The sequence below is a fragment of the Rhizobium sp. GW821-FHT14E12 genome, assembly GCF_058803745.1.
The window spans coordinates 14,350-37,678 of sequence record NZ_JBXAPH010000020.1 but is presented as its reverse complement, the minus strand read 5'-3'; the positions used below and the strand labels follow the sequence as shown (position 1 = coordinate 37,678).

21 protein-coding genes and 1 pseudogene are annotated in these 23,329 nt (G+C 58.5%); 20 read left to right on the top strand and 2 right to left on the bottom strand.

The window, feature by feature from the left end; all coding sequences use genetic code 11:
- The first annotated feature begins 12 nt into the window (after nucleotides 1–12).
- From AC1RO0_RS31025 to AC1RO0_RS30940, 18 genes and pseudogenes are all read left to right on the top strand, one after another.
- Nucleotides 13–1,698, top strand: coding sequence for a methyl-accepting chemotaxis protein (locus AC1RO0_RS31025; protein WP_498596361.1), 1,686 nt, complete (start codon nucleotides 13–15; stop codon nucleotides 1,696–1,698).
- 208 nt (nucleotides 1,699–1,906) lie between these two features.
- Nucleotides 1,907–3,733 (top strand): methyl-accepting chemotaxis protein, encoded by a 1,827-nt coding sequence (locus tag AC1RO0_RS31020; RefSeq protein ID WP_498596360.1) that lies wholly within the window; start codon nucleotides 1,907–1,909, stop codon nucleotides 3,731–3,733.
- A gap of 80 nt (nucleotides 3,734–3,813) precedes the next feature.
- Nucleotides 3,814–4,290 (top strand): chemotaxis protein CheW, encoded by a 477-nt coding sequence (locus AC1RO0_RS31015; protein WP_498596359.1) that lies wholly within the window; start codon nucleotides 3,814–3,816, stop codon nucleotides 4,288–4,290.
- A 17-nt stretch (nucleotides 4,291–4,307) separates the two neighbouring features.
- Entirely contained in the window at nucleotides 4,308–5,162 is an 855-nt protein-coding gene (locus AC1RO0_RS31010) for a CheR family methyltransferase (RefSeq protein WP_498596358.1), read from the top strand.
- Between the two features lie 11 nt (nucleotides 5,163–5,173).
- The gene (locus AC1RO0_RS31005) at nucleotides 5,174–6,280 is read left to right on the top strand and encodes a protein-glutamate methylesterase/protein-glutamine glutaminase (RefSeq protein ID WP_498596357.1); all 1,107 of its coding nucleotides are present in this window, start codon (nucleotides 5,174–5,176) and stop codon (nucleotides 6,278–6,280) included.
- 504 nt (nucleotides 6,281–6,784) lie between these two features.
- Nucleotides 6,785–7,041: pseudogene (locus AC1RO0_RS31000) on the top strand (2Fe-2S iron-sulfur cluster-binding protein); the annotation flags it as partial.
- A 203-nt stretch (nucleotides 7,042–7,244) separates the two neighbouring features.
- On the top strand, nucleotides 7,245–7,958 hold the full coding sequence (locus AC1RO0_RS30995) for a GntR family transcriptional regulator (protein ID WP_498596356.1): 714 nt from the start codon (nucleotides 7,245–7,247) through the stop codon (nucleotides 7,956–7,958).
- Nucleotides 7,955–8,866, top strand: coding sequence for a dihydrodipicolinate synthase family protein (locus AC1RO0_RS30990; protein WP_498596355.1), 912 nt, complete (start codon nucleotides 7,955–7,957; stop codon nucleotides 8,864–8,866). Before AC1RO0_RS30995 ends, AC1RO0_RS30990 begins: the two co-directional genes overlap by 4 nt.
- Nucleotides 8,859–10,376, top strand: coding sequence for an aldehyde dehydrogenase (locus AC1RO0_RS30985; RefSeq protein ID WP_498596354.1), 1,518 nt, complete (start codon nucleotides 8,859–8,861; stop codon nucleotides 10,374–10,376). Before AC1RO0_RS30990 ends, AC1RO0_RS30985 begins: the two co-directional genes overlap by 8 nt.
- Nucleotides 10,373–11,716 (top strand): NAD(P)/FAD-dependent oxidoreductase, encoded by a 1,344-nt coding sequence (locus tag AC1RO0_RS30980; RefSeq protein ID WP_498596353.1) that lies wholly within the window; start codon nucleotides 10,373–10,375, stop codon nucleotides 11,714–11,716. Before AC1RO0_RS30985 ends, AC1RO0_RS30980 begins: the two co-directional genes overlap by 4 nt.
- 83 nt (nucleotides 11,717–11,799) lie before the next feature.
- Complete coding sequence (locus tag AC1RO0_RS30975) at nucleotides 11,800–12,651, top strand: glycine betaine ABC transporter substrate-binding protein (RefSeq protein ID WP_498596352.1); 852 nt, start codon at nucleotides 11,800–11,802, stop codon at nucleotides 12,649–12,651.
- A 92-nt stretch (nucleotides 12,652–12,743) separates the two neighbouring features.
- A complete protein-coding gene (locus AC1RO0_RS30970; protein ID WP_498596351.1) occupies nucleotides 12,744–13,835 on the top strand; it encodes a quaternary amine ABC transporter ATP-binding protein in 1,092 nt (363 codons plus the stop codon).
- A gap of 28 nt (nucleotides 13,836–13,863) precedes the next feature.
- Nucleotides 13,864–14,712: an ABC transporter permease gene (locus tag AC1RO0_RS30965; RefSeq protein ID WP_498596350.1), complete on the top strand. Its 849-nt coding sequence runs from the start codon at nucleotides 13,864–13,866 to the stop codon at nucleotides 14,710–14,712.
- Nucleotides 14,709–15,560, top strand: a complete 852-nt coding sequence (locus AC1RO0_RS30960; RefSeq protein WP_498596349.1) for an ABC transporter permease — start codon at nucleotides 14,709–14,711, stop codon at nucleotides 15,558–15,560. The genes AC1RO0_RS30965 and AC1RO0_RS30960 overlap by 4 nt, the downstream gene beginning before the upstream one ends.
- A 71-nt stretch (nucleotides 15,561–15,631) precedes the next feature.
- Entirely contained in the window at nucleotides 15,632–16,420 is a 789-nt protein-coding gene (locus tag AC1RO0_RS30955) for a pyrroline-5-carboxylate reductase family protein (protein WP_498596348.1), read from the top strand.
- Between the two features lie 70 nt (nucleotides 16,421–16,490).
- Nucleotides 16,491–17,492 (top strand): GlxA family transcriptional regulator, encoded by a 1,002-nt coding sequence (locus AC1RO0_RS30950; RefSeq protein ID WP_498596347.1) that lies wholly within the window; start codon nucleotides 16,491–16,493, stop codon nucleotides 17,490–17,492.
- The gene (locus tag AC1RO0_RS30945; protein ID WP_498596346.1) at nucleotides 17,489–18,094 is read left to right on the top strand and encodes a dimethylsulfonioproprionate lyase family protein; all 606 of its coding nucleotides are present in this window, start codon (nucleotides 17,489–17,491) and stop codon (nucleotides 18,092–18,094) included. Before AC1RO0_RS30950 ends, AC1RO0_RS30945 begins: the two co-directional genes overlap by 4 nt.
- Nucleotides 18,095–18,707: 613 nt before the next feature.
- Nucleotides 18,708–19,796, top strand: a complete 1,089-nt coding sequence (locus tag AC1RO0_RS30940) for a nucleotidyltransferase family protein (RefSeq protein WP_498596345.1) — start codon at nucleotides 18,708–18,710, stop codon at nucleotides 19,794–19,796.
- 371 nt (nucleotides 19,797–20,167) lie between these two features.
- On the opposite strand, the gene AC1RO0_RS30935 is transcribed toward AC1RO0_RS30940, so the two are convergent.
- Nucleotides 20,168–21,205, bottom strand: coding sequence for a response regulator (locus tag AC1RO0_RS30935; protein ID WP_498596344.1), 1,038 nt, complete (start codon nucleotides 21,203–21,205; stop codon nucleotides 20,168–20,170).
- Nucleotides 21,206–21,449: 244 nt separating this feature from the next.
- The gene (locus AC1RO0_RS30930; protein ID WP_498596343.1) at nucleotides 21,450–21,707 is read right to left on the bottom strand and encodes a DUF1344 domain-containing protein; all 258 of its coding nucleotides are present in this window, start codon (nucleotides 21,705–21,707) and stop codon (nucleotides 21,450–21,452) included.
- Between the two features lie 460 nt (nucleotides 21,708–22,167).
- Here AC1RO0_RS30930 and AC1RO0_RS30925 point away from each other — a divergent pair, with 460 nt between their 5' ends.
- Both AC1RO0_RS30925 and AC1RO0_RS30920 read left to right on the top strand, forming a co-directional pair.
- Entirely contained in the window at nucleotides 22,168–22,431 is a 264-nt protein-coding gene (locus AC1RO0_RS30925; protein ID WP_153370449.1) for a hypothetical protein, read from the top strand.
- A gap of 23 nt (nucleotides 22,432–22,454) precedes the next feature.
- On the top strand, nucleotides 22,455–23,243 hold the full coding sequence (locus AC1RO0_RS30920; protein WP_498596342.1) for a COG4705 family protein: 789 nt from the start codon (nucleotides 22,455–22,457) through the stop codon (nucleotides 23,241–23,243).
- Nucleotides 23,244–23,329: the final 86 nt, after the last annotated feature.

Here is a 23,329-nt window from a genome sequence, read left to right as displayed (position 1 = left end):
AGGATTTTTGCGATGCGCCTAACCATCAAAACCAAACTGGTCGGGGCTTTTGCCTTCATTATTCTCATGCTGATCGGCACCGCCGCTTACGGTATCCTGAGCCTCAGTGCGTTCAACGAGACGATCAGCGATGTGCTTGAAGGACCGGCAGCGCGCCTCGAACTCACCCAACAGGTCAATATCTCGCAGCTGCAGGTGATCCGTCAGCAGAAAAATCTCCTGTTGGCCCTCACCGACGACGACGCAAAGGCCGCCATCGCGGCTGGCGATAGTGCTCGCGTGGCCCTGACGAACGCCCTGACCGCCGTCGACAAGATCGCCACGGGAGAGAACCGGGCGCAGTGGACCGAGATCGAGACCACGGTGACACGCATCTTCCAGTCGGATGACAAGATCCGCCAGCTGCTCAATGCCGGCGACAAGGCTGGCGCGAATACCGTATCGGTCACCGATGCGCGCAAGACGGCCAACGACATTGACCATGCGCTCGGCCAAATGCTGACGATCGAAAAACAGAAGATGAAGGACGCCGACGATAACTCGGATACTCAGTACGCGAACACCCGAAACATGATGGTGGGCGTGGCCGCTGCCGCGCTCCTATTCGCCGCCATCACGGCCTACTGGATCGCCAGCACCATCAGCAAGGGACTGGCGCGCGCCAATACCGTCGTCCGGGAGGTTGCGGAAGGTGACCTCACAAAAACGGCGCAGATCACAAGCCAGGACGAAATCGGCACAATGCTTCGCAACGTCAATGTGATGATCGAGCGGCTGCGTGGCGTCGTTGCCGATGCGCTTGGCGCGTCCGACAATGTCTCTTCCGGCAGTCAGCAACTGTCGGCAAGTTCCGAGCAGGTCTCTCAAGGCGCCACCGAACAGGCGGCTTCGGCCGAGGAAGCCTCCGCGTCGATGGAACAGATGGCCGCCAACATCAAGCAGAACGCCGATAATGCCGCCCAGACGGAGAAGATTGCCCGCCAATCCGCCCGCGATGCGGAGGCAAGCGGTGAGGCTGTGACCCGTGCGGTCGGCGCCATGCGTACCATCGCCGAGAAGATCGGCATCGTTCAGGAAATTGCCCGCCAGACCGACCTTCTCGCCCTCAACGCGGCGGTCGAAGCCGCACGCGCCGGAGAACATGGCAAGGGCTTTGCGGTCGTTGCCTCGGAAGTGCGAAAGCTCGCCGAGCGCAGCCAATCCGCCGCCGCCGAAATCAGTGCCATGTCGAGCGATACCGTCAAGGCAGCCCAGGACGCCGGCGATATGCTCGGCCGGCTCGTGCCCGATATTCGCAAGACCGCGGAGCTTGTTTCCGAGATCAGCGCCGCTTGCCGGGAGCAGGATATCGGCGCCGCCCAGATCAACGAGGCGATCCAGCAGCTCGACAAGGTGACCCAGCAGAACGCCGGCGCGTCCGAGGAAATGTCGGCGACCTCCGAAGAGCTGGCGGCGCAGGCCGAGGAGCTTCAGGCGTCGATTGCCTTTTTCAAAGTGGAAAACGGCAACAAGACCACCAATCGTGCGGCTGCGGCCAAACCGATCGCGCGATCATCCGCCCCACTTTCTCGCGGCAAGACCATCGTCAACCAGGCGAACACCGTCAGCGGCCAGCAGGCCCGGCTGAAAGGCTACGCACTGGATCTCTCCATGGGCGGCCCCGACGCGGGCGATGCCGAATTCAGGGAAAGCGCCTAGCGCTGCCCCTACTAACTGATGCGTCGGTCCGCTCCGGTGGACCGGCTAACCTGCACGTCTAGGGCATTCAATAGGGTGCCCGATCGGAAATATCCGGCGCATGTAGCGCCTCAGAGATTCATGACGAGTCCCGTTCGACAGCAGCGGTAAAGCTGTCGCAATGATCATGAATTCTCCGGAGGGGAACCTCCAAACAGAGGACAACCAAATGCGGCTCACCATCAAACTGAAACTGGCATTGGCATTCGGATTGATCATCCTGATGACGTGCGGCATGTCGGCGATCGCGATCGTCAATCTTTCGTCCCTGAACGATGCAATCAGCGACATCGTAGCCGGGCCAGCCACGAACCTGCGCCTCTCGGGCGACCTGTCCGATGCGGTCTATCTTTCGATCCGTGCTGAAAAGGACGCGATTATCAATACGGACGCCAAGGAAATCAGCAGCTATGTTGACGAGATACAAAAGCAGCGCTCTGATATAACGGACATACTCGCGAATCTGGACAAAGAGACAAACCCCGCCATAAGGGCAAAGTTGGCCGACTTCCGCGGCGCCTATCCCGACTGGATGAAGATGCAGGACGGCATCATCTCCCTGGCGAAACAGAATTCGGCGGAGTCGAATACACAGGCAGGCGTCCTCTCCATGGGTGACGGAGCGAAGATAACAGCTCGACTGCTCAAGGCATTGAACGAGCTGAACGCCGAGGTCGTCGCCGATCTGCAGCAGACGGACCAACTGACCAATGTGCAGTATGATACCTCGAAAAACCTCCTGATTGGTGCGGTTGCTGTGCTGCTGGTCTTCTCGGCCGCGATGGCGCTGTGGATTTCGCTCAATATCAGCCGCGGCCTGAAGCGCGCCGGCGAACTTGCCGATGCGGTGGCGATCGGCGACCTGCAGAAAGAAATCGAGCACAAGACGAACGACGAAATCCGCGATCTCGTCAACGCCATGCGCCAGATGACATCCAATCTGCGCAACACCGCCGAGATTGCCAACAAGATCTCGAACGGCGATCTGACGATCTCCCCGAAGCCACTGTCGGACAAGGATACGCTCGGCATTGCGCTGCAGCAGATGGTCGAACGTCTGCGCGGCGTCGTGGCCGACGCCCTGTCGGCCTCGGACAATGTTTCCTCGGGCAGCCAGGAGCTGTCGTCAAGTTCGGAACAGGTCTCGCAGGGCGCTACCGAACAGGCATCGGCCGCCGAGGAGGCATCGGCCGCCATGGAGGAGATGGCAGCCAACATCAGGCAGAATGCAGACAATGCCGCCCAGACGGAAAAGATCGCCCGCCAATCGTCAAAGGACGCCGAAGCAAGTGGCGAGGCCGTCAATCGCGCTGTCAACGCGATGCGGATCATCGCCGAGAAGATCGGCATCGTTCAGGAGATTGCCCGCCAGACCGACCTTCTCGCCCTCAACGCCGCAGTCGAAGCCGCACGCGCCGGCGAACATGGCAAGGGCTTTGCTGTCGTCGCCTCGGAGGTGCGCAAGCTTGCAGAACGCAGCCAGTCAGCGGCGGCGGAAATCAGTGCGATGTCGGCAAATACCGTTACGGCGGCGCAGGACGCCGGTGACATGCTGGGCCGCCTCGTGCCCGATATTCGCAAGACAGCGGAGCTTGTTTCCGAGATTAGCGCCGCTTGCCGGGAGCAGGATATCGGCGCCGCCCAGATCAACGAGGCAATCCAGCAGCTCGACAAAGTGACCCAGCAAAATGCTGGCGCATCCGAGCAGATGTCGGCGACCTCCGAAGAACTGGCGGCGCAGGCCGAGGAATTGCAGAGCTCGATTGCCTTCTTCACCGTCGAAAACGCATCGGCCCGGCCCGCCACAAGGCAAGCCGGTCGTCCGGTCCAGGTCAGACAAGCAGCTGCGACCGTGCCGGCCGGGCGTGCCGCAACGGCGCGCCAGCCGACGGCCAACACCGTGTCGGCCCAACAGGCACGATTGAAAGGCTTCGCGCTCGATCTCGCCATGGGCGGACCCGATCAGAACGACGACGACTTTCGCGAAATAGCGTAACCGCGACAGGCGGGGCGCAACGGTGCCCCGCCCTCTACTGTGTCTGGATATCGCTCTTCCCCCTGCTATGGAAAAGGCCAATGGAAACAACCTCTCTGGAAGCTCAATTCGTGACCTTCAGCCTCGGTGAGGAAATCTTCGCCGTCACGGTGGATGTGGTTCGCGAGATTCTCGATTACGCGGAAGCCTTCAAGATACCGAACGGGCCGGACTACCTGCTTGGCCTTCGCGACGTGCGCGGCCAGGGCGTCCCGACGATCGATCTTCGCATGAAGCTCGGTATGTCCAGAACGGTTCCGACGCCGCACACCCGCGTCCTTGTCCTCGACATTCCGATCGAAGGTCGCATCCTTACCCTCGGACTTGTCGCCGATCGGGTTTTCGAGGTCACGCCCTTCCGGCGAGACCAGATCGAGGCGGCGCCCGATATCGGTGTTCGCTGGCGGTCCAACTATATCGAAGGCGTCGTTCGTCGGGATTCCGGCTTCGTCGTCATCGTCGATCTCGCTCAGCTTCTGTCTCACGAGGACGTCTCACTGCCGCAGTCGGCGGCTTAAACCGGAGTGCTGCGTTCATGAGTGCTGTAATGGCGGAGATCCAGCTGCCGGGCGATCGTATAAGCCAGCGTAATTTCGATCTCCTTTCCCGTTTCATATACGACTATAGCGGCATCAAGATGCCCTCGAGCAAATTGACGATGCTGGAAGGGCGGCTGCGCCGACGCCTTCGCGCAATGCATTATTCGACCTTCGACGATTATTGCGACTTTCTCTTCAATCATGGCGGATTGGAGCAGGAAGGGATCCATCTGATCGACGCGGTGACGACGAACAAGACCGATTTCTTCCGGGAAGCCAAGCATTTCGACTATATGCAGACTGTGGCTCTGCCGGCACTCGTCGGCAAGGGAGCAAGAGTCATTCGGTCATGGAGCGCCGCCTGTTCGACAGGGGCCGAACCCTATACGATGGCGATGGTGCTTGCCGAATTCGCCGAGGGTCGCAGCGACGTCACCTATAATATTCTCGCAACCGACCTCAGCACCGATGTTTTGAAGGTGGCGCGCACCGGTATCTATGCGGAAGATCTGCTCGCGCCGGTCCCCAATGCGCTTTACCGCAAATACGTCATGACGGCACGGCATCCCGAGAAGCGCGAGGTGAGGATCGTGCCGAAACTGCGCAGCCGCATCGGTTTTGCCCGTATGAACCTGATGGATCGCAAGTACCCCATCGGCGAGCCGATGCACATGATCTTTTGCCGCAACGTCCTGATATACTTCGACAAGCAGACCCAGGTGGGCGTTTTGTCCCGGTTGTGCGATTGCCTGGCGAAAGGGGGCTATCTGTTCATCGGCCATTCGGAATCGGTTGCTGGTTTCGACTTGCCCCTGGTGCCGGTTTCGAACACCGTCTTCCAACGCGTTTAAGACAGGCTGACATGGGCAAGAAAATCCGCGTCCTCATCATCGACGACTCCGCCAGCGTCCGGCAGACCTTGAGCCGGGTGCTGACGGAGGATCCGGATATCGAAATCATGGGCGTGGCCTCCGACCCATTCATGGCGGCGCGCAAGATCCAGGAGGAGATCCCCGACGTCATCACGCTCGACGTCGAAATGCCGCGCATGGACGGGATCACGTTCCTGCGCAAACTGATGTCGCAACGGCCGATCCCGGTCGTCATGTGTTCATCTCTTACTGAAACGGGCTCGGAGACGTTGCTGCAGGCACTCGAAGCCGGGGCCGTCGATATCATCCTGAAGTCGAAGATCGGCGCGGCAGATAGTATTGCCGACGACGCGATGCGGATACGTGAAGTGGTGAAGAGCGCTTCGCACGCCCGGCTCGGAGGTGTGCGCCATGCGCCAGGCACGGTCCGGACCGCCTCAGCCTCCGCTCCGACTGCCAAGCTGACCGCCGATGTGATGCTGCCGCCTCCGACAGGACGCGCCATGGCAAAGACGACGGAAATGGTGACCTGCGTCGGGGCCTCGACGGGGGGAACGGAAGCACTCCGCCAGTTTCTGGAAGCGTTGCCCGCGAACGCGCCGGGCATGGTGATTGTCCAGCATATGCCGGAGAAATTCACTGCCGCTTTCGCCAAGCGTCTCAATGGCCTTTGTGCCGTCGAGGTCAAGGAGGCCGCCGACGGCGATCCGGTGTTGCGTGGTCACGTTCTGATTGCTCCCGGCGACAAGCATGTCCTGCTGGAACGTCAGGGCGCGCGATATCATGTGGCGGTCAAAACCGGTCCGCTCGTTTCTCGCCATCGCCCCTCGGTGGACGTCCTCTTCCGCTCGGCCGCCCGCGCGGCCGGGGCGAACGCCATGGGCATCATCATGACTGGAATGGGGGATGATGGGGCTCGCGGATTGCTGGAAATGCACCAGAGCGGCGCCTATACGGTTGCCCAGGACGAGGCGACGTCCATTGTCTTCGGCATGCCGAAGGAGGCGATCGCCAAGGGTGGCGTTGATCGTGTCCTGCCGCTCGATCAGATCGCGCGCGAGGTGCTGATCACCCAATCGAAGTTCCGGGGAGAGTAGTCGAGCTGCAAGTTTCCTATGATCCATCCGGATCACAGGCATTCAAATGAGCCGTTATGCATTTTCCTTCTCGGAAAGCGGTGCACCGCGATTGGCTCATCAGCACGTTGACGGCTGAGCCGCCGTTGGGAATCTTCGCATGGTCGTAACAGCGGGGATGAGCGGGGCGCACCGTAGTTGAGTATGCACCAACATTAGATCCGGATTGTCCTATGGAGATAATGTTGAGTTCCATGTCCTTTTCACCCCGATTATCATTTCGCGAGGATCCATCAAACCAGCCGCGAACCCCTACTGCGCTTTGCGTGATTCATATCGGTCGTGGTTTGCCGTAGACGGAAATATGGATGAAAAGGACATGGAACTTAATATACGCGGTTTTCGCGGAAAATCTCAGTGGTTCAACGGAACGGTGGACCGGAAGTTCAAATCCGCTCAAGAGCAGCGAGTGAACCTCTAATCTGGGCCGCTATCCAAGCGGCGCGCGTCGCCGAAGATGAAACCTTCACCGTCGAGTTTGCCAAGCAGAATCGCGGCATCGAGGTCAGGCCCAACCAGACAGTCCTCTCTTGCGCCAAGAAATCGGGTACGAGATCCCGTCCTCGTGTTCAAATGGCCTTTGCGGCACCAGCAAGTCAAAGCTAGCAAGCGGAGCCGTTGATATGAAACACAGCGGTGTTATCCGGTAGCGCGAGAGCGACACCGGATTCTTCCTGCCGTGCTGCTCGCGGCCGCTCAGCGACTTGGTGATCGACCGCTAGTGCAAGCTTTCATAAATTTCACGAGAAGTCGTCGCCGACGCAGATAGCCATCGCTTCGCCCGAGGAGACTGTGTTTTTCCAGAATAATTAATGTGTACTTAGATTATACAATTTTGTTGACTCGTTCGCTGTCGGATGTAAGTTCGCCCCAACGGCCGCAGACTTCCTTCCGCGGCCCTTGGCGAGCGAACCCGGAGTTCACGGTGAAAAGCAGCAAAAATAGTCTCTATGACGATCTGAAGCGTCAGATCCTGACGATGGAGCTCGATCCGGATGAAGACCTGGACGAGGTTAGTCTGAGCGAGCGCTACGGGCTTTCGCGCACGCCGGTCAGGGATATTTTTCGTCGTCTCGCTGGCGAAGGATACATCGATATCCGGGAGAACAGGGGCGCGCGCGTAAGCCCGATGAACCATTCGACGCTCCGGAATTTCTTCCAGGTCGCGCCGATGGTCTACGCCGCTATCGGCCGCCTGGCTGTTCAGAATTTCAAGCCGAAGCAGCTGGTCGAGCTGAAGAATACCCAGTCATTATTCCGAGACGCGAGTGAGACTGCCGATCTGGAAGCCATGGTTCTGAAGAACAATCGTTTCCATGAGATCATGGGAGAGATGTCCGGAAACGTCTACTTGCAGCCGAGCCTCGGTCGCCTGCTCATCGATCATGCCAGAATCGGCCACACCTTCTTCCGCCCGCGCAATGACGACATGAAAAGCCGCCTCAGGGCTTCGGTCGATCACCACGATGGCTTCATCGCGGCCATCGAAGCCCATGATGAGGATGCGGTCGTCGACCTCGTGTTCGAGCACTGGGAGCTGTCGCGCGAGAACATGGAAATGTTCATCGCTCCCGAAGGAATGAAAGCTGACGCGCGTGTCGACGGAATGGTCGCCGCGTTGATGGAGAAGTCGTCGTGAAGTTCCAAGGTATCTATCCCCCGGCTGTTACGCCCTATGCAGCGGATGGCACTGTCGACAAGGCGGCATACGCCGATGTCCTCGAGTCCTTGATCGAAGCGAAAGTCCACGGCATCATCGTGGGTGGTTCGACCGGAGAATACTACGCCCAGACGACGCAAGAGCGCTTCGACCTGGCATCCACGGCCAAGGACATCGTCGGCAGCAGGATGCCGCTGATCATCGGGACCGGCGCGACGCGCACCGAAGATTCGATCGAATATGCCAAGGCCGCCAAAGCCATCGGCGCGGATGCGATCCTGGTCTCGTCACCGCCCTATGCGATGCCGACCGAGCGCGAGAACGCCGTCCATGCCCTGGCGATCGACCGTGCGGCCAACCTGCCGATTATGCTCTACAACTATCCCGCCCGCATGGGTGTCTCCATGGGTGAGGAATACTTCTCCCGCGTCGGCAAGTCGAGGAACGTCGTCGCCATCAAGGAGGCCTCGGGCGATATGGCGCAGGTGCATATGCTGGCCCGCGAGTTTCCGCACATCAACCTTTCCTGCGGTTGGGACGACCAGGCCCTCGAATTCTTCGCCTGGGGTGCTCAGAGTTGGGTCTGCGCCGGTGCGAACTTCCTCCCGAGGGAACATGTCGCACTCTACGAAGCCTGTGTCCTCGAAAAGAACTTCGATAAGGGCCGCAAGATCATGTCGGCAATGCTGCCTTTCATGGCTTTGCTCGACGGTGGCAAGTTCGTGCAGTCGATCAAGTTCGGCTGCGAGCTCGCCGGCCTGAAAGTCGGTCCTGTGCGGGCTCCGCTCCGTCCTCTCAATTCCGAAGAAAAACGCGCCCTGCAGACGGTCATCACGAATCTCAAGCGCACCATCGCGCAGATCACCTCGGGAGCCAACAATGCATGAAGTCCTGACCGCGGGCGAGTACGCAGCGATAGCCGAAACCGTCATGCTTCCCGGAAACGCCTTCATTAACGGCGCATTCCGTCCGGCTGCATCCGGAAAGACCTTTGATACGATCAACCCTGCCACGGGCAAGGTACTAACTGCGGTCGCCGCCTGCGATAGCACCGACGTCGACTTCGCAGTCAGCAAGGCGAAAGAAGCCTTCGACGACGGGCGTTGGCACCGTCTTTCGCCGAACGAGCGGAAGACTGTTCTTCTCAAGTTCGCAAAGCTGCTCGAAGAAAACAGCCACGAACTCGCCGTGCTGGAAAGCCTCGACAGCGGCAAGCCGGTCCGCGAGTGCCAGACCATCGATGTTCCGGATACCATCCACACAATCCGTTGGCACGCCGAACTGATTGACAAGATCTACGACAGCACCGCCCCGGTCGGCGCAAACGCTTTGGCGCTCGTCGTTCGTGAGCCGATCGGCGTCGTCGGCTGCGTGCTGCCCTGGAATTTTCCGCTGCTGATGCTTGCTTGGAAAATTGGACCGGCTCTTGCTGCCGGCTGCTCGGTCATCGTCAAGCCAGCCGAGCAGACGTCGCTGACCACGTTGCGTGTGGCCGAAATTGCCTATGAGGCGGGCGTTCCGGCCGGCGTGCTGAACATCGTCACCGGCACCGGCAAGGACGTCGGCGAGCCGATCGGCCTGCACAATGACATTGCCATGGTCAGCTTCACTGGCTCGACCGTGACAGGGCGACGCTTCCTTCGTTATGCAGCCGACAGCAATCTGAAGCGCATCGTCCTTGAATGCGGCGGTAAAAATCCCGCCGTCGTCATGAACGACGCGGAAGATCTGGATCTGGTTGCCGAACAGGTCGTCTCCGGAGCCTTCTGGAACATGGGTGAGAACTGCTCGGCGACGTCAAGACTTCTCGTCCATGCCTCGATCAAGGACGAATTGCTCGGCCGCATCGGCGCATACCTGCGAGACTGGAAGATGGGCGATCCGCTCGATCCGGAAAACCGCGTTGGCTCGCTGGTCAGCCCTGAGCACTTCGAGAAAGTGAAGTCCTATCTCGACCAGGCCATCACGGAAAAGCTGTCGGTGGTCCACGGTGGCCAGACGGATAAATCGATCTTCGTCGAGCCGACCGTCATCGACGGCGTCAGCTCGGAGAGCCGCCTTTTTCAGGAGGAAATCTTCGGACCGATCCTGTCGGTGACGACGTTTACCTCGATTTCGGAAGCCATTGCTCTTGCGAACGACACCCCTTATGGCCTGGCAGCTTCCGTTTATACCGGGAGCCTCCGGAACGCGATCAAGCTGTCCCGCGAGATCCGCGCCGGTGTCGTGACCGTCAACTGCTTCGGCGAAGGCGACGCCACGACACCATTCGGCGGGTTCAAGGAGTCGGGCTTCGGCGGCAGGGACAAGTCGATCTTTGCCCACGACCAGTACACCGAGCTGAAGACCATCTGGATCGACACCTCCGAACGTTCGATCGACGAGACGGTCAGATGAACTCGTCGGTGAGGCGATTGCCCGTCGAAAATGGCAGGTCGGGATGGGAGGCCATCAGTGATCGCAGCGCTCCCGTCCGTTGTCTCGATGGCAACGTCAAGGCCGACTGGCTGATCATTGGCGCGGGCTTCGCGGGTCTTTCGGCAGCGCGCCGGCTTCGGCAACTTCTTCCGGGCGACAAAATCGTCGTCCTGGACGCAAGCGAGGTCGGCAAGGGCACGTCCGGCCGAAACTCCGGCTTCATGATCGACGTTCCGCACAATCTGTCGTCGGGTGAATACTCGAGCGCAGGTGCGGCCGCCGCCAGACTGGAGATGGCCGAGAACAGATTGGCGATCGCCTTCGCGGCAAACGCTGCAGCCGAATATGGAATGTCGAAGGAAACCTTCGATCCCTCTGGCAAGATCAACGCGGCAGCGACGGCGCGCGGCCTGGAGCTCAACAGAGCTTTTGGCGCATCGTTGCAGGGCGCTGACGAACCACACACCATCCTCGATGCCCGAGAAATGCGCGAGTTGACAGGATCGGACTATTATCTCGGCGGTCTTTACACACCGGGCGCAGTGCTGATCCAGCCCGCCGACTACATCCGCGGCCTTGCTGCGGGGCTTGCGCCCAAAGTCGACATCTTCGAACGGTCACCCGTCACCTCGCTGAAGCGGGAGAGCGGTATCTGGACCGCATCCTCGCCGAACGGCACCGTAAAGGCATCCAAGGTGATCCTCGGCGTCAACGGTCATATCGACGACTTCGGGCATTTCGGTGGGCGGCTGATGCACATCTTCGCGTATGCGTCGATGACAGCGGCAATCGATGCCAGCCGTGTCGGAGCGAAGGCTTCGGGCCGCGAACGGTGGGCGCTGCTTCCGGCCGACGCTATGGGCGCGACGCTTCGAAAGATCACATCACAGGGCCAATCACGCCTCATCATCCGCACCAAGTACACCTACGAGACCTCGGTCATCGTCAGCGAAAAGCGTATGGCGAAAATGGCGGAGGAACACCGCAATTCGCTTGAAGCCCGGTTTCCTGGTCTCAAGGGAGTGCCCTTCGAATATAGCTGGGCCGGGCGCCTGTGCCTCAGCCGAAATCACGTGCCCGCATTCGGTGAAATCGAGGAGGGCCTGTTTTCCGCTTGCTGCGAAAATGGCCTTGGAACCGTCAAGAGCACGCTCGCCGGCATGATGGCCGCCGATCTGGCGACCGGACAGACGTCCGACAGCCTTCAGAAATATCAGGATCAGCCGATGCCAGCCAAGCTTCCGCCGAAGCCTTTGGCGTGGCTTGGAATCAATTCGGTGATCCGATGGCAGGAATTGCGTGCCGGCCGCGAGGGATGATCCTTCAGGCAACGTGATAACGGGGACCCAAGCAGAACCGCAGGTCTTCGACAAAATGGGAACAGAAAACTAGGAGATCAACCGTGAAGACATTGTGGAAAGCATTATGCGCTGCTGCCATGGTCGCGATGACCATGCTGCCGGCGCACGCCGAAGAGAAGACCATCACGATGGGAACTCTGTCCTGGGAAGACCTGACGCCGATCACCGGCATCACCAAGAAGGTTCTCGAGGATGCAGGCTACACCGTCAAGGTGACCGAGTTCTCTGAATGGGGCATCGCCTACGCCGCGCTCAGCAAGGGTGACATTCAGGTTCTCGCCTCCCAGACCGACTACGTTGCCCAGGACTACTGGGACAAGAACAAGAACCGTCTCGAAAAGCTTTCCCCGGTCTCCCACGGTCTCTTTCAAGGACTGGCCGTGCCGAAATACGTGCCAATCAACTCGATCGATGAACTGAACGCCAACGCCGACAAGTTTGGTGGCAAGATCGTCGGCATCGAGCCTGGCTCCGGTCTGATGCGCGACACGGCCAACGTTGTAAAGGCCTATGATCTGAAGCTTCCGCTAGTCGAGGGCAGCACCGCCGCAATGACCGCAGCGCTCAAGTCCGCGGTCGACCGCAAGGAATGGATCGTTGCGACAGTCTGGACGCCATCGTGGATGGCACAGAAGTTCGACATGAAGTTCCTCGCGGACCCTAAGGGCGTGTATCCTCCTCCGCAGGGCTACTACTGGATCGGCCATAAGGGCTTTTCTGCCGATTACCCGCACGCACGCGAAGTGATGGCCAGCGTCTACATCCCGATCGACGACATCACCAACATGAATAGTGAAGTCAAGGACGGCAAGACCATGGACCAGGCCGTGAAGGATTGGACGGATAGCCATGCCGATCTGATCAAGCGTTGGGAAAACATAAAGAAGAACTAAAGGACAAAACGACCGCTCGGCTCGAAACCGAGCGGTCGTCTCCCATCAATCGAATTGAGAAGCCGGCATCGAACTGGCTCCAGGGGATCGAGATGAGCGTATCCGATATCGCAAATGGCGAATTGCTGATTGATTGTCAGTCGGTCTGGAAGATTTTTGGCGACAAGGCCAACGCTGCTGTAAAGGCCGTGGTGGAAAGAGGGCTGACCAAGAAGCAGGTCCTTCAGGACTACAACTGCGTGGTGGGCGTCGCCGATGCGAGCATTCAGGTCCGTCGTGGCGAGATCTTCTGTATCATGGGATTGTCCGGTAGCGGAAAATCCACGCTCATCCGGGTTCTCAACAGATTGATCGTACCGAGCCTCGGCAAGGTAATCGTAAAAGGGCACGACCTTGCCACATTGAGTGCCGCGGACCTCCGTCAGACCAGAGCTCGTCACATCGGAATGGTGTTTCAAAGCGTAGCCCTTCTACCGCACCGAACGGTTCTCGAGAACGCCGCATTTGGGTTGGAAGTTCAGGGAATCGGCAAATCGGAGCGCAACAAAACAGCGACCGAAGCACTTGAGAAAGTGGGGCTTGCCGACTGGCTGTCTCGTTATCCTGCAGAGCTTTCGGGTGGCATGCAGCAGCGCGTGGGACTGGCGCGCGCGATTGCCGCCAACCCGGAAATCATCCTTATGGATGAGCCGTTCAGCGCACTTGACCCTTTGATCCGCCGCCAGCTTCAGGATGAATTTCGGCAGCTTACCAAGGACCTCGGTAAATCGGCTGTCTTCATCACTCATGATCTTGATGAGGCGATGCGGATCGGTGACCGGATCGCAATCATGAAGGACGGCATCATCATCCAGGTCGGTACGGCCGAGGAGATCGTTCTCAATCCTGCGGATGACTATGTAGCGGAATTCGTGGCTGGGATATCACGCCTCCATCTCATCAAAGCGCATTCCGTCATGGGCTCCGTTGCCCAGTATCAGCAGGCCCAACCGAATTCCGATGTCAGGACATTGATCACCACCACACCGGAAGCGGATATCGATGAATTGATCTTGCTAACCATGCAATCGGATCGTGATGGCATCGCAGTCGTCAACGACGGCGCGGTCGTCGGGGTGGTCACAACCCGCGATCTTTTGCGCGGGGTCAAAGGTACGCAAACTGGTGAACTGGCTACGGCATAGTTGACCTCTTTTATTGGAGCGTTCCGAAATGGACAGTTCAGGCTTTGCAGATGCTTTCGATCTGACAACCGATAGTGCTCTCGAATGGCTCGGTGACAATGCACAGTTCATATTCGACTTCGTGCGGGCAGTGCTCGAAGGCGTCTATGGAGGTGTCCTCTGGGTGCTAAACGTTTCGCCATTCTATACTGTTGCAATCGTCTTTGCTGTGCTGGGATGGCGAGTGGTAAATCTATGGTTCGGCCTGTTTGCGGGCTTGGCCCTAACGTTCTGCGCAGTGATTGGCTTATGGCCTGAAACCATGAGCACGCTGGCTCTCGTTATCACCGCCACGTTCATTGCATTATTTCTGGGAATTCCAGCGGGGGTCGTTGCGGGGTTCGTACCGGCGTTGGACCGAGCACTCGAACCAGTGCTCGACCTCATCCAGACACTGCCACCGTACATCTATCTGCTGCCGGCAATCGCGCTTCTTGGATACGGACCGGCAACAGCCTTGGTCGCCACCATTATCGTTGCCGTTCCGCCGGCCTTCCGTCTGACATCTCTTGGCATCCGGATGACACCGAACGAGTTCTTGGAGCTCGGTCATGCAAGCGGCATTACGGGCGTGAAAATGTTCTTCAAGATCCGGCTCCCGTTCGCAATGCCGAGTATCATGGCGGGGATCAACCAGAGCCTGATGATGGCCTTCGGCATGGTCGTGATCGCCGGCATCGTCGGGTCTGGTGGACTTGGCGAGACGATCTATGGTGCGATCCGCACACTCGACATCGCCAAATCCATCAATGCTGCCATCGCAATCGTCATTCTGACTATGGTTCTCGATCGGCTAGCGCAAGGTGCGGCGACCCTCGGCTATGGAGCGAAGACATGAATCCGAACATTCTCGCATATTCGCCCGGTGTTCTACTCGCTCCATGGGTTGACTGGCTCAACACGAACTTTCATCCGGTGTTTGAGGCGATCAGTATTGTTATCGAGGCAGTTCTGAACACAATCGAGAAGGCATTACTCTATCTCCCGCCATATGCCGTCATCGTCGTGGTCGTTTTGCTGGCAGTCGTGCTGGCAGGTTGGCGCGTCGCAATCCTCGCGGTTCTCGCATTGGGGTTTTGCCTGGCTGCGAACCTCTGGACACCCTCCATGCAGACGGTCGCGCTGGTCACGGTGTCGGTGTTTATTTCGGTGCTGATCGCCTTTCCGCTTGGCATCATTGCCTCGCGCCACAAGGCGATAGAGGCTGGCATTCGTCCCATTCTTGATATCATGCAGACCGTGCCGCCTTGGGTCTACCTGATCCCTGCCGTCATGATCTTCAGCCTGGGCCGCGTGCCGGCGATCATTGCCACGATCGTTTACGGCGTGCCACCCATGCTGCGGCTGACGACGCTGGCGTTCAAGCAGGTGCCAAGCGATCTGAAAGAACTCGGCCAGGCGATCGGTGCTTCGCCCATGGCAGCCCTTGTGAAGATCGAAATTCCCTCAGCCAAGCCAACGCTCGTCGTCGGGCTGAACCAGTGCATCCTGCTTTCCCTGGCGATGGTCGTTCTGGCTGGCCTCGTCGGCGCCGGCGGCCTTGGGGCCGAGGTGACGAGAGGTCTGACCCGAATGGAAATGGGTCTCGGTCTTCGCGCTGGTCTCGCCATCGTGGCGGTCGCTCTTCTTCTTGATCGGCTTTCCAGGGGCGCGCTGCAACGTAACCGTGACCCAGGTCCGGCCTGACCCGACAAAGCAAATAAGAACGTGGCTGACACGTCACGCACCTTAATGAACAGAAGACGACGGAGATTGAAATGAATGAGATCGGACGCATTGGTATCATTGGTGGCGGCGGATGGCTTGGTTCGGCCTTGGCCAAAGCGTTGATCGGTGGCGGGACGGTTGCTCCGAATGAGCTGACCTGCTCATACAGGAGTGGAACGCCTGACCCAGCGATCGGATGCCATTGGACGAAGAACAACATGGAGTTGGTGGCCCAGTCCGATGTCGTCATTCTTTCCGTTCGGCCGGCCGACTGGAAAGCCATCAAGATCGCTGCCGCCGGCAAGTTGATCATCTCGGTCATGGCGGGGGTCACGCTGGATCAGATTCGCCGCGACACAGGAGCAGACAGGATCGCCAGGGCTCTGCCGAATGCCGCCGCCGAGCTTGGTTTCTCCTATACGCCCATTTACCTCGCTTCCGATCGAGATGACGATTTGCAAATCGCCCGCACTATTTTCGAAAGCTGTGGGCAAGTCGACATCGTCGATCGAGAGGATCATATCGACTACTTCACCGCAATGTCGGGTTCCGGGGAAGCGTTTCCTGCACTGCTGGCGAATGCGATGGTGTCAGACGCGGTATCGCGAGGCATTTCGGTCGCGATGGCCAACCGTGCCGCCCAGCAGGTCGTCATCGGTGCAGGTCGCCTTCAGGAGCGACACGGGCAGGCTCCTGCCGATGCTGTCGAAGCATTCGTGGCCTACAACGGCACGACGGCCGCGGGCATCGTGACGATGCGAGACAAGGGGTTTGAGACAGCCGTTCACGCCGGCCTCGAAGCCGCCTATCGAAAGGCGCTGGCGCTTTCAGAAGGTTAAGTTCCGCGATCTGAAGGCCGCTCATGTCCGAGAAGTGCAATCTATCAATCCGATAGAGCAGGAGTTCCAAATGCGATCGGCAGAAAAGAAGGACGACAATCGCCTTACGATAGGTTTCATTCTGGCGCGGTCTTTCACGCTGTCTGCTTTCTCCATGTTTGTGGATGCGATCCGGCTTGGCAGCGATGAGTTTGACAGATCCGGCCGCGTGTTCGCGGACTGGCAGGTGATGGCCAGTACCCCGCACCTGATAACGTCGAGCTGCGGCGTGAAGGTGGCGCCCACGTCCGCCCTCAGTTCGCCCGACAAGTTCGATTACATCGTCGTGGTCGGCGGATTGCTCAACGTCGAGTCTCCTCTCGACGCTGAGACCCGAGCCTACCTAATGCGGGCAGCCAAGCTTGATGTCACGCTGATCGGTGTGTGCACGGGATCGTTCATCCTCGCAGACCTCGGGCTGATGCGGTCCCACAAATCCTGCGTAAGCTGGCTGCACTACAAGACCTACCGGGAACGATTTCCGGAAAACCCGGTCGAGTCCGAGCGGATATACGCTCTCGACAAGAGCCGCGGTTCCTGCGCGGGTGGCAGCGGCTCCGCCGATATGGCCGCCCATCTGATCCGGTTGCACATCAGCACGGACGCCGAGCGCAATGCGCTGGAAGTGTTGCAAATCCAGAGAGCTCGCGGGAAGTCCGATGTTCAACCCCGACGGCCTTTGGCGGAAAATTTCCAGGACCCTCGCCTTTGCTCGGCGTTGATCTTGATGGAGCAGCACATCGACGACGAGCTCACCATCGACAACATCGCCGATGCCGTCGGGCTCTCTCGTCGCCAATTGGAAAGATTGTTCATGGTCGAGGCCGGAACCTCGCCCGCGCAAGCCTATACCAAGCTACGGATGAAAAAAGCCCAGTCTCTCGTGAAGCATACGAATGCAACTTTCGTCGATATCGCCAATGACGTCGGCTTCAACAACGCCTCCCATTTCAGCCGCGCCTTCAGGCGGCTCTATGGAATATCACCTTCGAAAGTCAGGGCTGAGGCCAAATTGCGGGAAACACCACTATGAATCAGAGAGGCAAGGACCTGCAGCAGTTCGTAGACGCGTGCTCCGCGGCTTACGACCGGTTTGCACCCACGGGCGAGGGGCAGCGGTCAATCTCCGAGATCTTCGGCCTGCTGAACGAGCCGCAATTGCCATCTGAGCGATCAGGCAGTCGATTGCCGGCTTGTGCATACCTGGAGGCCGCCCTCGATTTGGGAACGGAGGATCCCGTACTACAAGAGCTAGTCGATCGGTTCAGGGTAATCGAGCCCCTCCTGGAATGGCGTAGGCGACCCACCTACGACAAGCTGACCGCCAGCGAGAATTTCGTCGATGGGCATGCCAATGCCATGATCCTTGGTCCTGGCGGGATAGAGGAACGGCAGGATATCTGGCTGGGCGTAACACTGCTTGCGCCAAACGTCCGCTATCCGGATCACACTCATACCCCTGAGGAAGTCTACCTCGTTCTGTCAGAAGGCGAATTCCTGCAGGACGAGCGCGGCTGGTTTACACCCGGTGTTGGTGGATCATTCTACAACGTGCCGCATATCCGCCACGCCATGCGGTCCGGCGACAGGCCGCTTTTTGCATTCTGGGCGCTCTGCGTTTCGACGGGTATATAGACTTTGTGAAAGCTCCGAAAACTGCGTGACCCCAGTGTCGAAGTAGCCAATATGCCGGGCGGACGGCTCGATTATTGTGATTATGGCATGCGTTCTTGCTTCGTCGGATGTCGTCCGGTCCGCGACAAACACCCGGCCTGCCCGTAGGGAATCTCTCGCGTCCAGCTTTCACAACGCCCCTGGCAAAGTGTGAAAAAGCATCCAAGAGTGACCCGTTGATGATGGGCTCTAAGCCGTTGAAATATATTCCATTCTGTGAAGAAAGTGGCGGTCACGCCAGCATCACACATGACCCCGTGAGTGTTCCGATTTTCCTATCAATTTCAAATTGTTGCAGAGTATATCAACGGGAGCATTGTTCAGAGCCGGTTCACAGCCAAAAGGCCATAACGGGAATGAGCTTTCCCTTGCTTCCTTATCGAACCACAGTTATACCTTTTCCGATAAAAGGTATAGTTTGACCGCGAAAGCAATGCATCACGGCATTGGATTATGCAATGCCGCTTCGGCCACTTGGCATCTTCTGCGACACAGCATTTCATGCAAAACGGCGAGGCACTTAACCAGCTAGCGTGGGTAACGCACGTCTCAAGCTCCAGGAAGCAAACCGGCAATGAAGCTTGTCGATCTCATGTACCAAACGATGCTAGCCGAGCTTGACCAGCGCTCACTCGACGCCGCATGGACCGCCGACTTCCCTTCAGAGGGGCGCTTCACACCTGTGGCCGTCAAGGGGCGCCGATATTGGTATTTCGATCTACCTGACGGGCAAGGAGGTAGGACCCGTCGCTATGTTGGGCCGGACAATGATCCGGACATTGCCAAACGGGCTCAACTCTTCAGGCGAGAAAAGGACGATCGCCGCGCCCGCCGCCGCCTGGTTTCATCGTTGACGCGCGAAGGTGGCCTGATTGCCCCGGACAAGATGTCAGGTGACGTTGTCGAGGCGCTGGCGGCCGGGGGCCTCTTTCGGCTCCAGGGTGTTCTAGTTGGCACGGTAGCGTTCCAGACCTATGCGGGTATCCTAGGGGTTCGGCTCCCGATGGCAGCACTCTTGACTGGAGACGCCGATCTTGCGAAGGACTACGCCATCTCATCAGAGGTTGAAGACAGCCTTCCGCCCGTTCTCACATTACTCCGTAACGTCGATCCAACCTTTCGGCCGGTGCCTCATCGATCCGGAGCGGCGGCGTCCTCGGCGTTTGTCACGGATCGCGGCTATCGCGTCGAGTTCCTGACATCCCATCGCGGATCTGACGATTACACCGACCAGCCAGCCAAGGTGCCGGCCCTTGGGGGCGCCAGCGCCGATCCGTTGCGCTTCCTCGATTTTCTAATTCGAGATCCTGTCCGAACTGTCCTGCTCCATAAGAGCGGCGTCTCCGTGACCGTGCCGGATCCGTCTCGGTACGCCGTCCATAAGCTCATTGTGGCGTCTCGCCGTCAGGCTGACGGGCAGAGCATCGCGAAGCGAAGCAAGGATATCCGTCAGGCTGCGCTTCTTTTCGAAGCTTTGCTGCTGACGAGGAGGGCATCAGACCTGGCTCTCGTCTACAACGAAGCCTGGGAGCGTGGTCCGGCATGGCAAGACGGCATCAGGGCGGGAGCAGGGATGCTCAGCGAGTCCGACAGGCATGTTCTGCGGGACTGCCTTACTGCCGGCGCGATAGAGAACCGTGAAGACATCACTATGCCGTTCTAAGAGTAAATTGCTGTCTCTTGGATTTTGGCTATCCGCTACGCGCGTGATCTCCAACACCGATATGACGGCGCTTGGCGCGGCGGAGAAGAAGTCATCGTGATCGAGAGCAACGATTTCATCTTTAGGCTGGCTGGGAAGATTGACGACCTCATCGTCACCTATGATGGTCTGCGGCGGGTAATAATCCGCAGCGCGATTGAGAGGTAGCATCACGCCCTGCATGCGCTAACGATAGTTCTCCCTGTGCGTGATTTCGGATCTGATCACCATGGCGATATCCTTTCCGCCAGAAGGGGATAGGCAGCACCGCCTACGGTGCCATCACACGTCGTCACTATTTGGAAATGTGCTTCGGACAGCACATGAATCTATCAATCATATTGGCTGAAATGCTTCTGCAAATTCTGCAGGCTCTCGTCCATCGCATATGTTTTCGACAGATAGGGGATGCCGAGATGGCCATAGGTGATGGAAAGCTGCTGTGCGGCCGCCTTTGCATCCATGCCGGCAATTTTCTGGCTGTATATAACGGCGACAAGACCGGTTCTGTCCGCGCCCGCCTGACAGTGGATGAGGATGGGCTTTGGTGCCGAGCGCAGGATATCGACCAGTTGCTCGGCCCTGTCGGGCGTCATGATTTTCCGTGCGGACATTTTAAAGTCGATATGTTCGATTCCCAGGCGCTGCGCTGTTTTGACCTCCTTATTGTACCAATCATGTTTGACGTTCTCGCCACGCAGATTGACGATCGAGCGAATGCCGTTCTCGCGCACGTAAGTCTCGATCTGCGTCGGCGAAAGTTGAGCCGAGCGATAGAGCTCGCCGGGGATGACGGCGTGAAAATTGCCGTCCCAATGCAGCACGGCGAGATAGATGCCGAACGCCGCGGCCGGAGCGGTTAGCATTGCGGTCAGGAGGCCGGCTAGTTTCGCATTGCGTGATCGCAGCCACTGCCATCTTGTGCTCGCCTTCCTTGTCAGCGTGACACCGGGATCTTCCGTTGGACAGAGAGCAGTGCCGACCGCGGGAGCGATCGCTGCGGATGACGGACAGTCGATGCCAAGCACGGACCTGATGCGGGAGGTCAGCTCGCCAAGACCGAACGGCTTGACCAGATAGTCGGCCGCGCCGAGTTGGCGGCTCTTCTGTCTGTCGGCGATGTGATCGCCGGCGGAAATAATGATCGTGGATGTCGTGAATGAACGTGCCCGCAAATGCTTCAACAATTCCAGCCCGCAGCCGTCAGGCAAGCCAGGATCGAGAAGGGCCAACGAATAGGAGGTCGCGTCCACTGCACGCATTGCCGCGTGGAGATCGACCACCCAGTCGATGTCCCAGCCTTCGGCGGCGACATGATCGCGCAAGGCATTCCCCAAGATCGCATCGTCCTCGACCAATAGTATTCGCACGTCCATCTCCAGCTCGCAGACCTGCGTGATCCATGCCGCTCTTTGCTGACATGCACCTGAATTACATGTTGAATTGTATTATACTAAAGTAACTAAAGGCTTATATTTCTGAGGGTGAGTTGCAACCGGCAGTACGGCTCACGAAAGATGCCAGGCGTCATGACAGGGACGATCCCGCCGGGGTCAGCAAAGCCCCTTCAACCGATTGCGGCTCAAGGGACCATGCTGATCAAGGTGGGCTGTCCTACATCAGGGTATGGATGCTCGATACCGTCGCTCTGCCGGTTTTCGAGGTGAAGTAGTGGACCTTGACCTTCTCGCCAGCCTTAAAGCGTTCCACTTCGATCTGCTCCGGCAGTCTGAGCACTTTCCCGCTCATCAGCGTGATCGTGTCGGCTTTTCTGTCGACACTCTTGATCGTGCCGGTAACGCCCTGAGCGAGGGCTCCCGTTGACGATGCGACCACAAGGATGACCGCAGCGATGATGACTGATCTTTTCATCTTCTTGATCCAGTTCGAGTTGATGGTTTCAACAGGGACCTTACCGGTATCAACGGCAAAGCCGGCACTTCGCGCGCTTAATCTCGATGGGCATGCCGAGGTGATCAGCCCAAGCTAAACGGGCTAATTCTCTGCCAGATTGCCTGGATCATACGGATGCGTAACCCCGTAGGATCGCGCGCGCGCCGTACAGCCGTCGACGACGGGCAACAGTCTGCTTTTTCACCGTAATGCTGCATCGGTCGGATCGGAAATCTTGCTGTGAAGGAACAATAGCGAGCCTCGCTCGCGTCGGCATGACCTTCGGCATCTCGAACCTTACGAAATCGTATCCTGACGGCAAGGCCGTTGTAGGAGCACTGGGCTAGATCGTTAGCCCACCGGCAAGAACGATATTGCCGGGCGATCGATCGGGCTGCCGGCCTCGACGATTGTCTGCGAAAACACGAAGGACTCTCCGATGAAAAAGCTTATCGCCGCTACGTTTATTACCGCCATCGCAAGCCTTGGATCCATCGTCCCCCAGGCCCATGCCGCAGCGGCCGCCCCTTGCGAGGATACGCTGAAGACCATGCGTGCCGCCAAGGCAACGGCCAAGCTCAGCGACGCCGACATGGCCAAGGTCAACGACCTCGAAGCCAAGGCCATCGAGCGCTGCAATGCCGACGACGACGTCCGCTCGGACAAGTTTCTGGCCGATGCGATGAAGATCATGGGCAAATAGGCCCCGCGAACTGGAGATATCCTATGACTCATATTCAAACGGACCCGGTTCAGCAGAACCGGGTCCCCGAGGTCACCGTCGAATTCTGGCTGATCAAGCTGATGGCCGTGACCATGGGTGAGACGGCCGCGGATTATCTTGCGGTCAATCTCGGTCTTGGCCTGACCGCCACATCCTTGCTGATGACGGCCGTGCTGATCGTGGCCCTGGTGTTTCAGTTCGCGCAAAGGCGCTATGTCCCACCCTATTATTGGGCCGCCGTGGTTCTGATCAGCATCGTCGGCACGTTGGTGACCGACAATCTCGTCGATAATTTCGGCGTGGCGCTCCAGACAACGGCCATCGGCTTCACCATCGCACTCGCCGTGACCTTTGCGGTCTGGTACGCGGCCGAGAAGACACTGTCGATCCACTCCATCTTCACGACACGCAGGGAAGCCTTCTACTGGCTGGCCATCCTCTTCACCTTCGCACTCGGAACCGCCGTGGGCGACCTGGTGGCGGAAGTCTTCGCCCTTGGCTATCTCACCACGGGCCTCCTCTTTGGAGGCATCATCGCGGTGATCGCGATCGCCTATTATGTCTTCAGACTGAACGCCATCCTGGCCTTCTGGCTGGCCTATATCCTGACGCGGCCTCTCGGCGCCTCGTTCGGCGATCTCTTGTCGCAACCGCAGGAATATGGCGGCCTGGGTTTCGGCACGATCGTCACCAGTGCGCTCTTCCTTGCTGTGATCATCTGCCTGGTGATTTACATGACGCTTGCCCAGAAACCTGACGAAGTGAACCTCGAGGCTTCCCGCCAAATCTGACCGATCGCTGGTCATACTGCGCTGTCCTCCAAAGGCGGCCCGGCAACCGGACAAGTGCGGCTTACGAAACCGTATGGTTTCGGAAA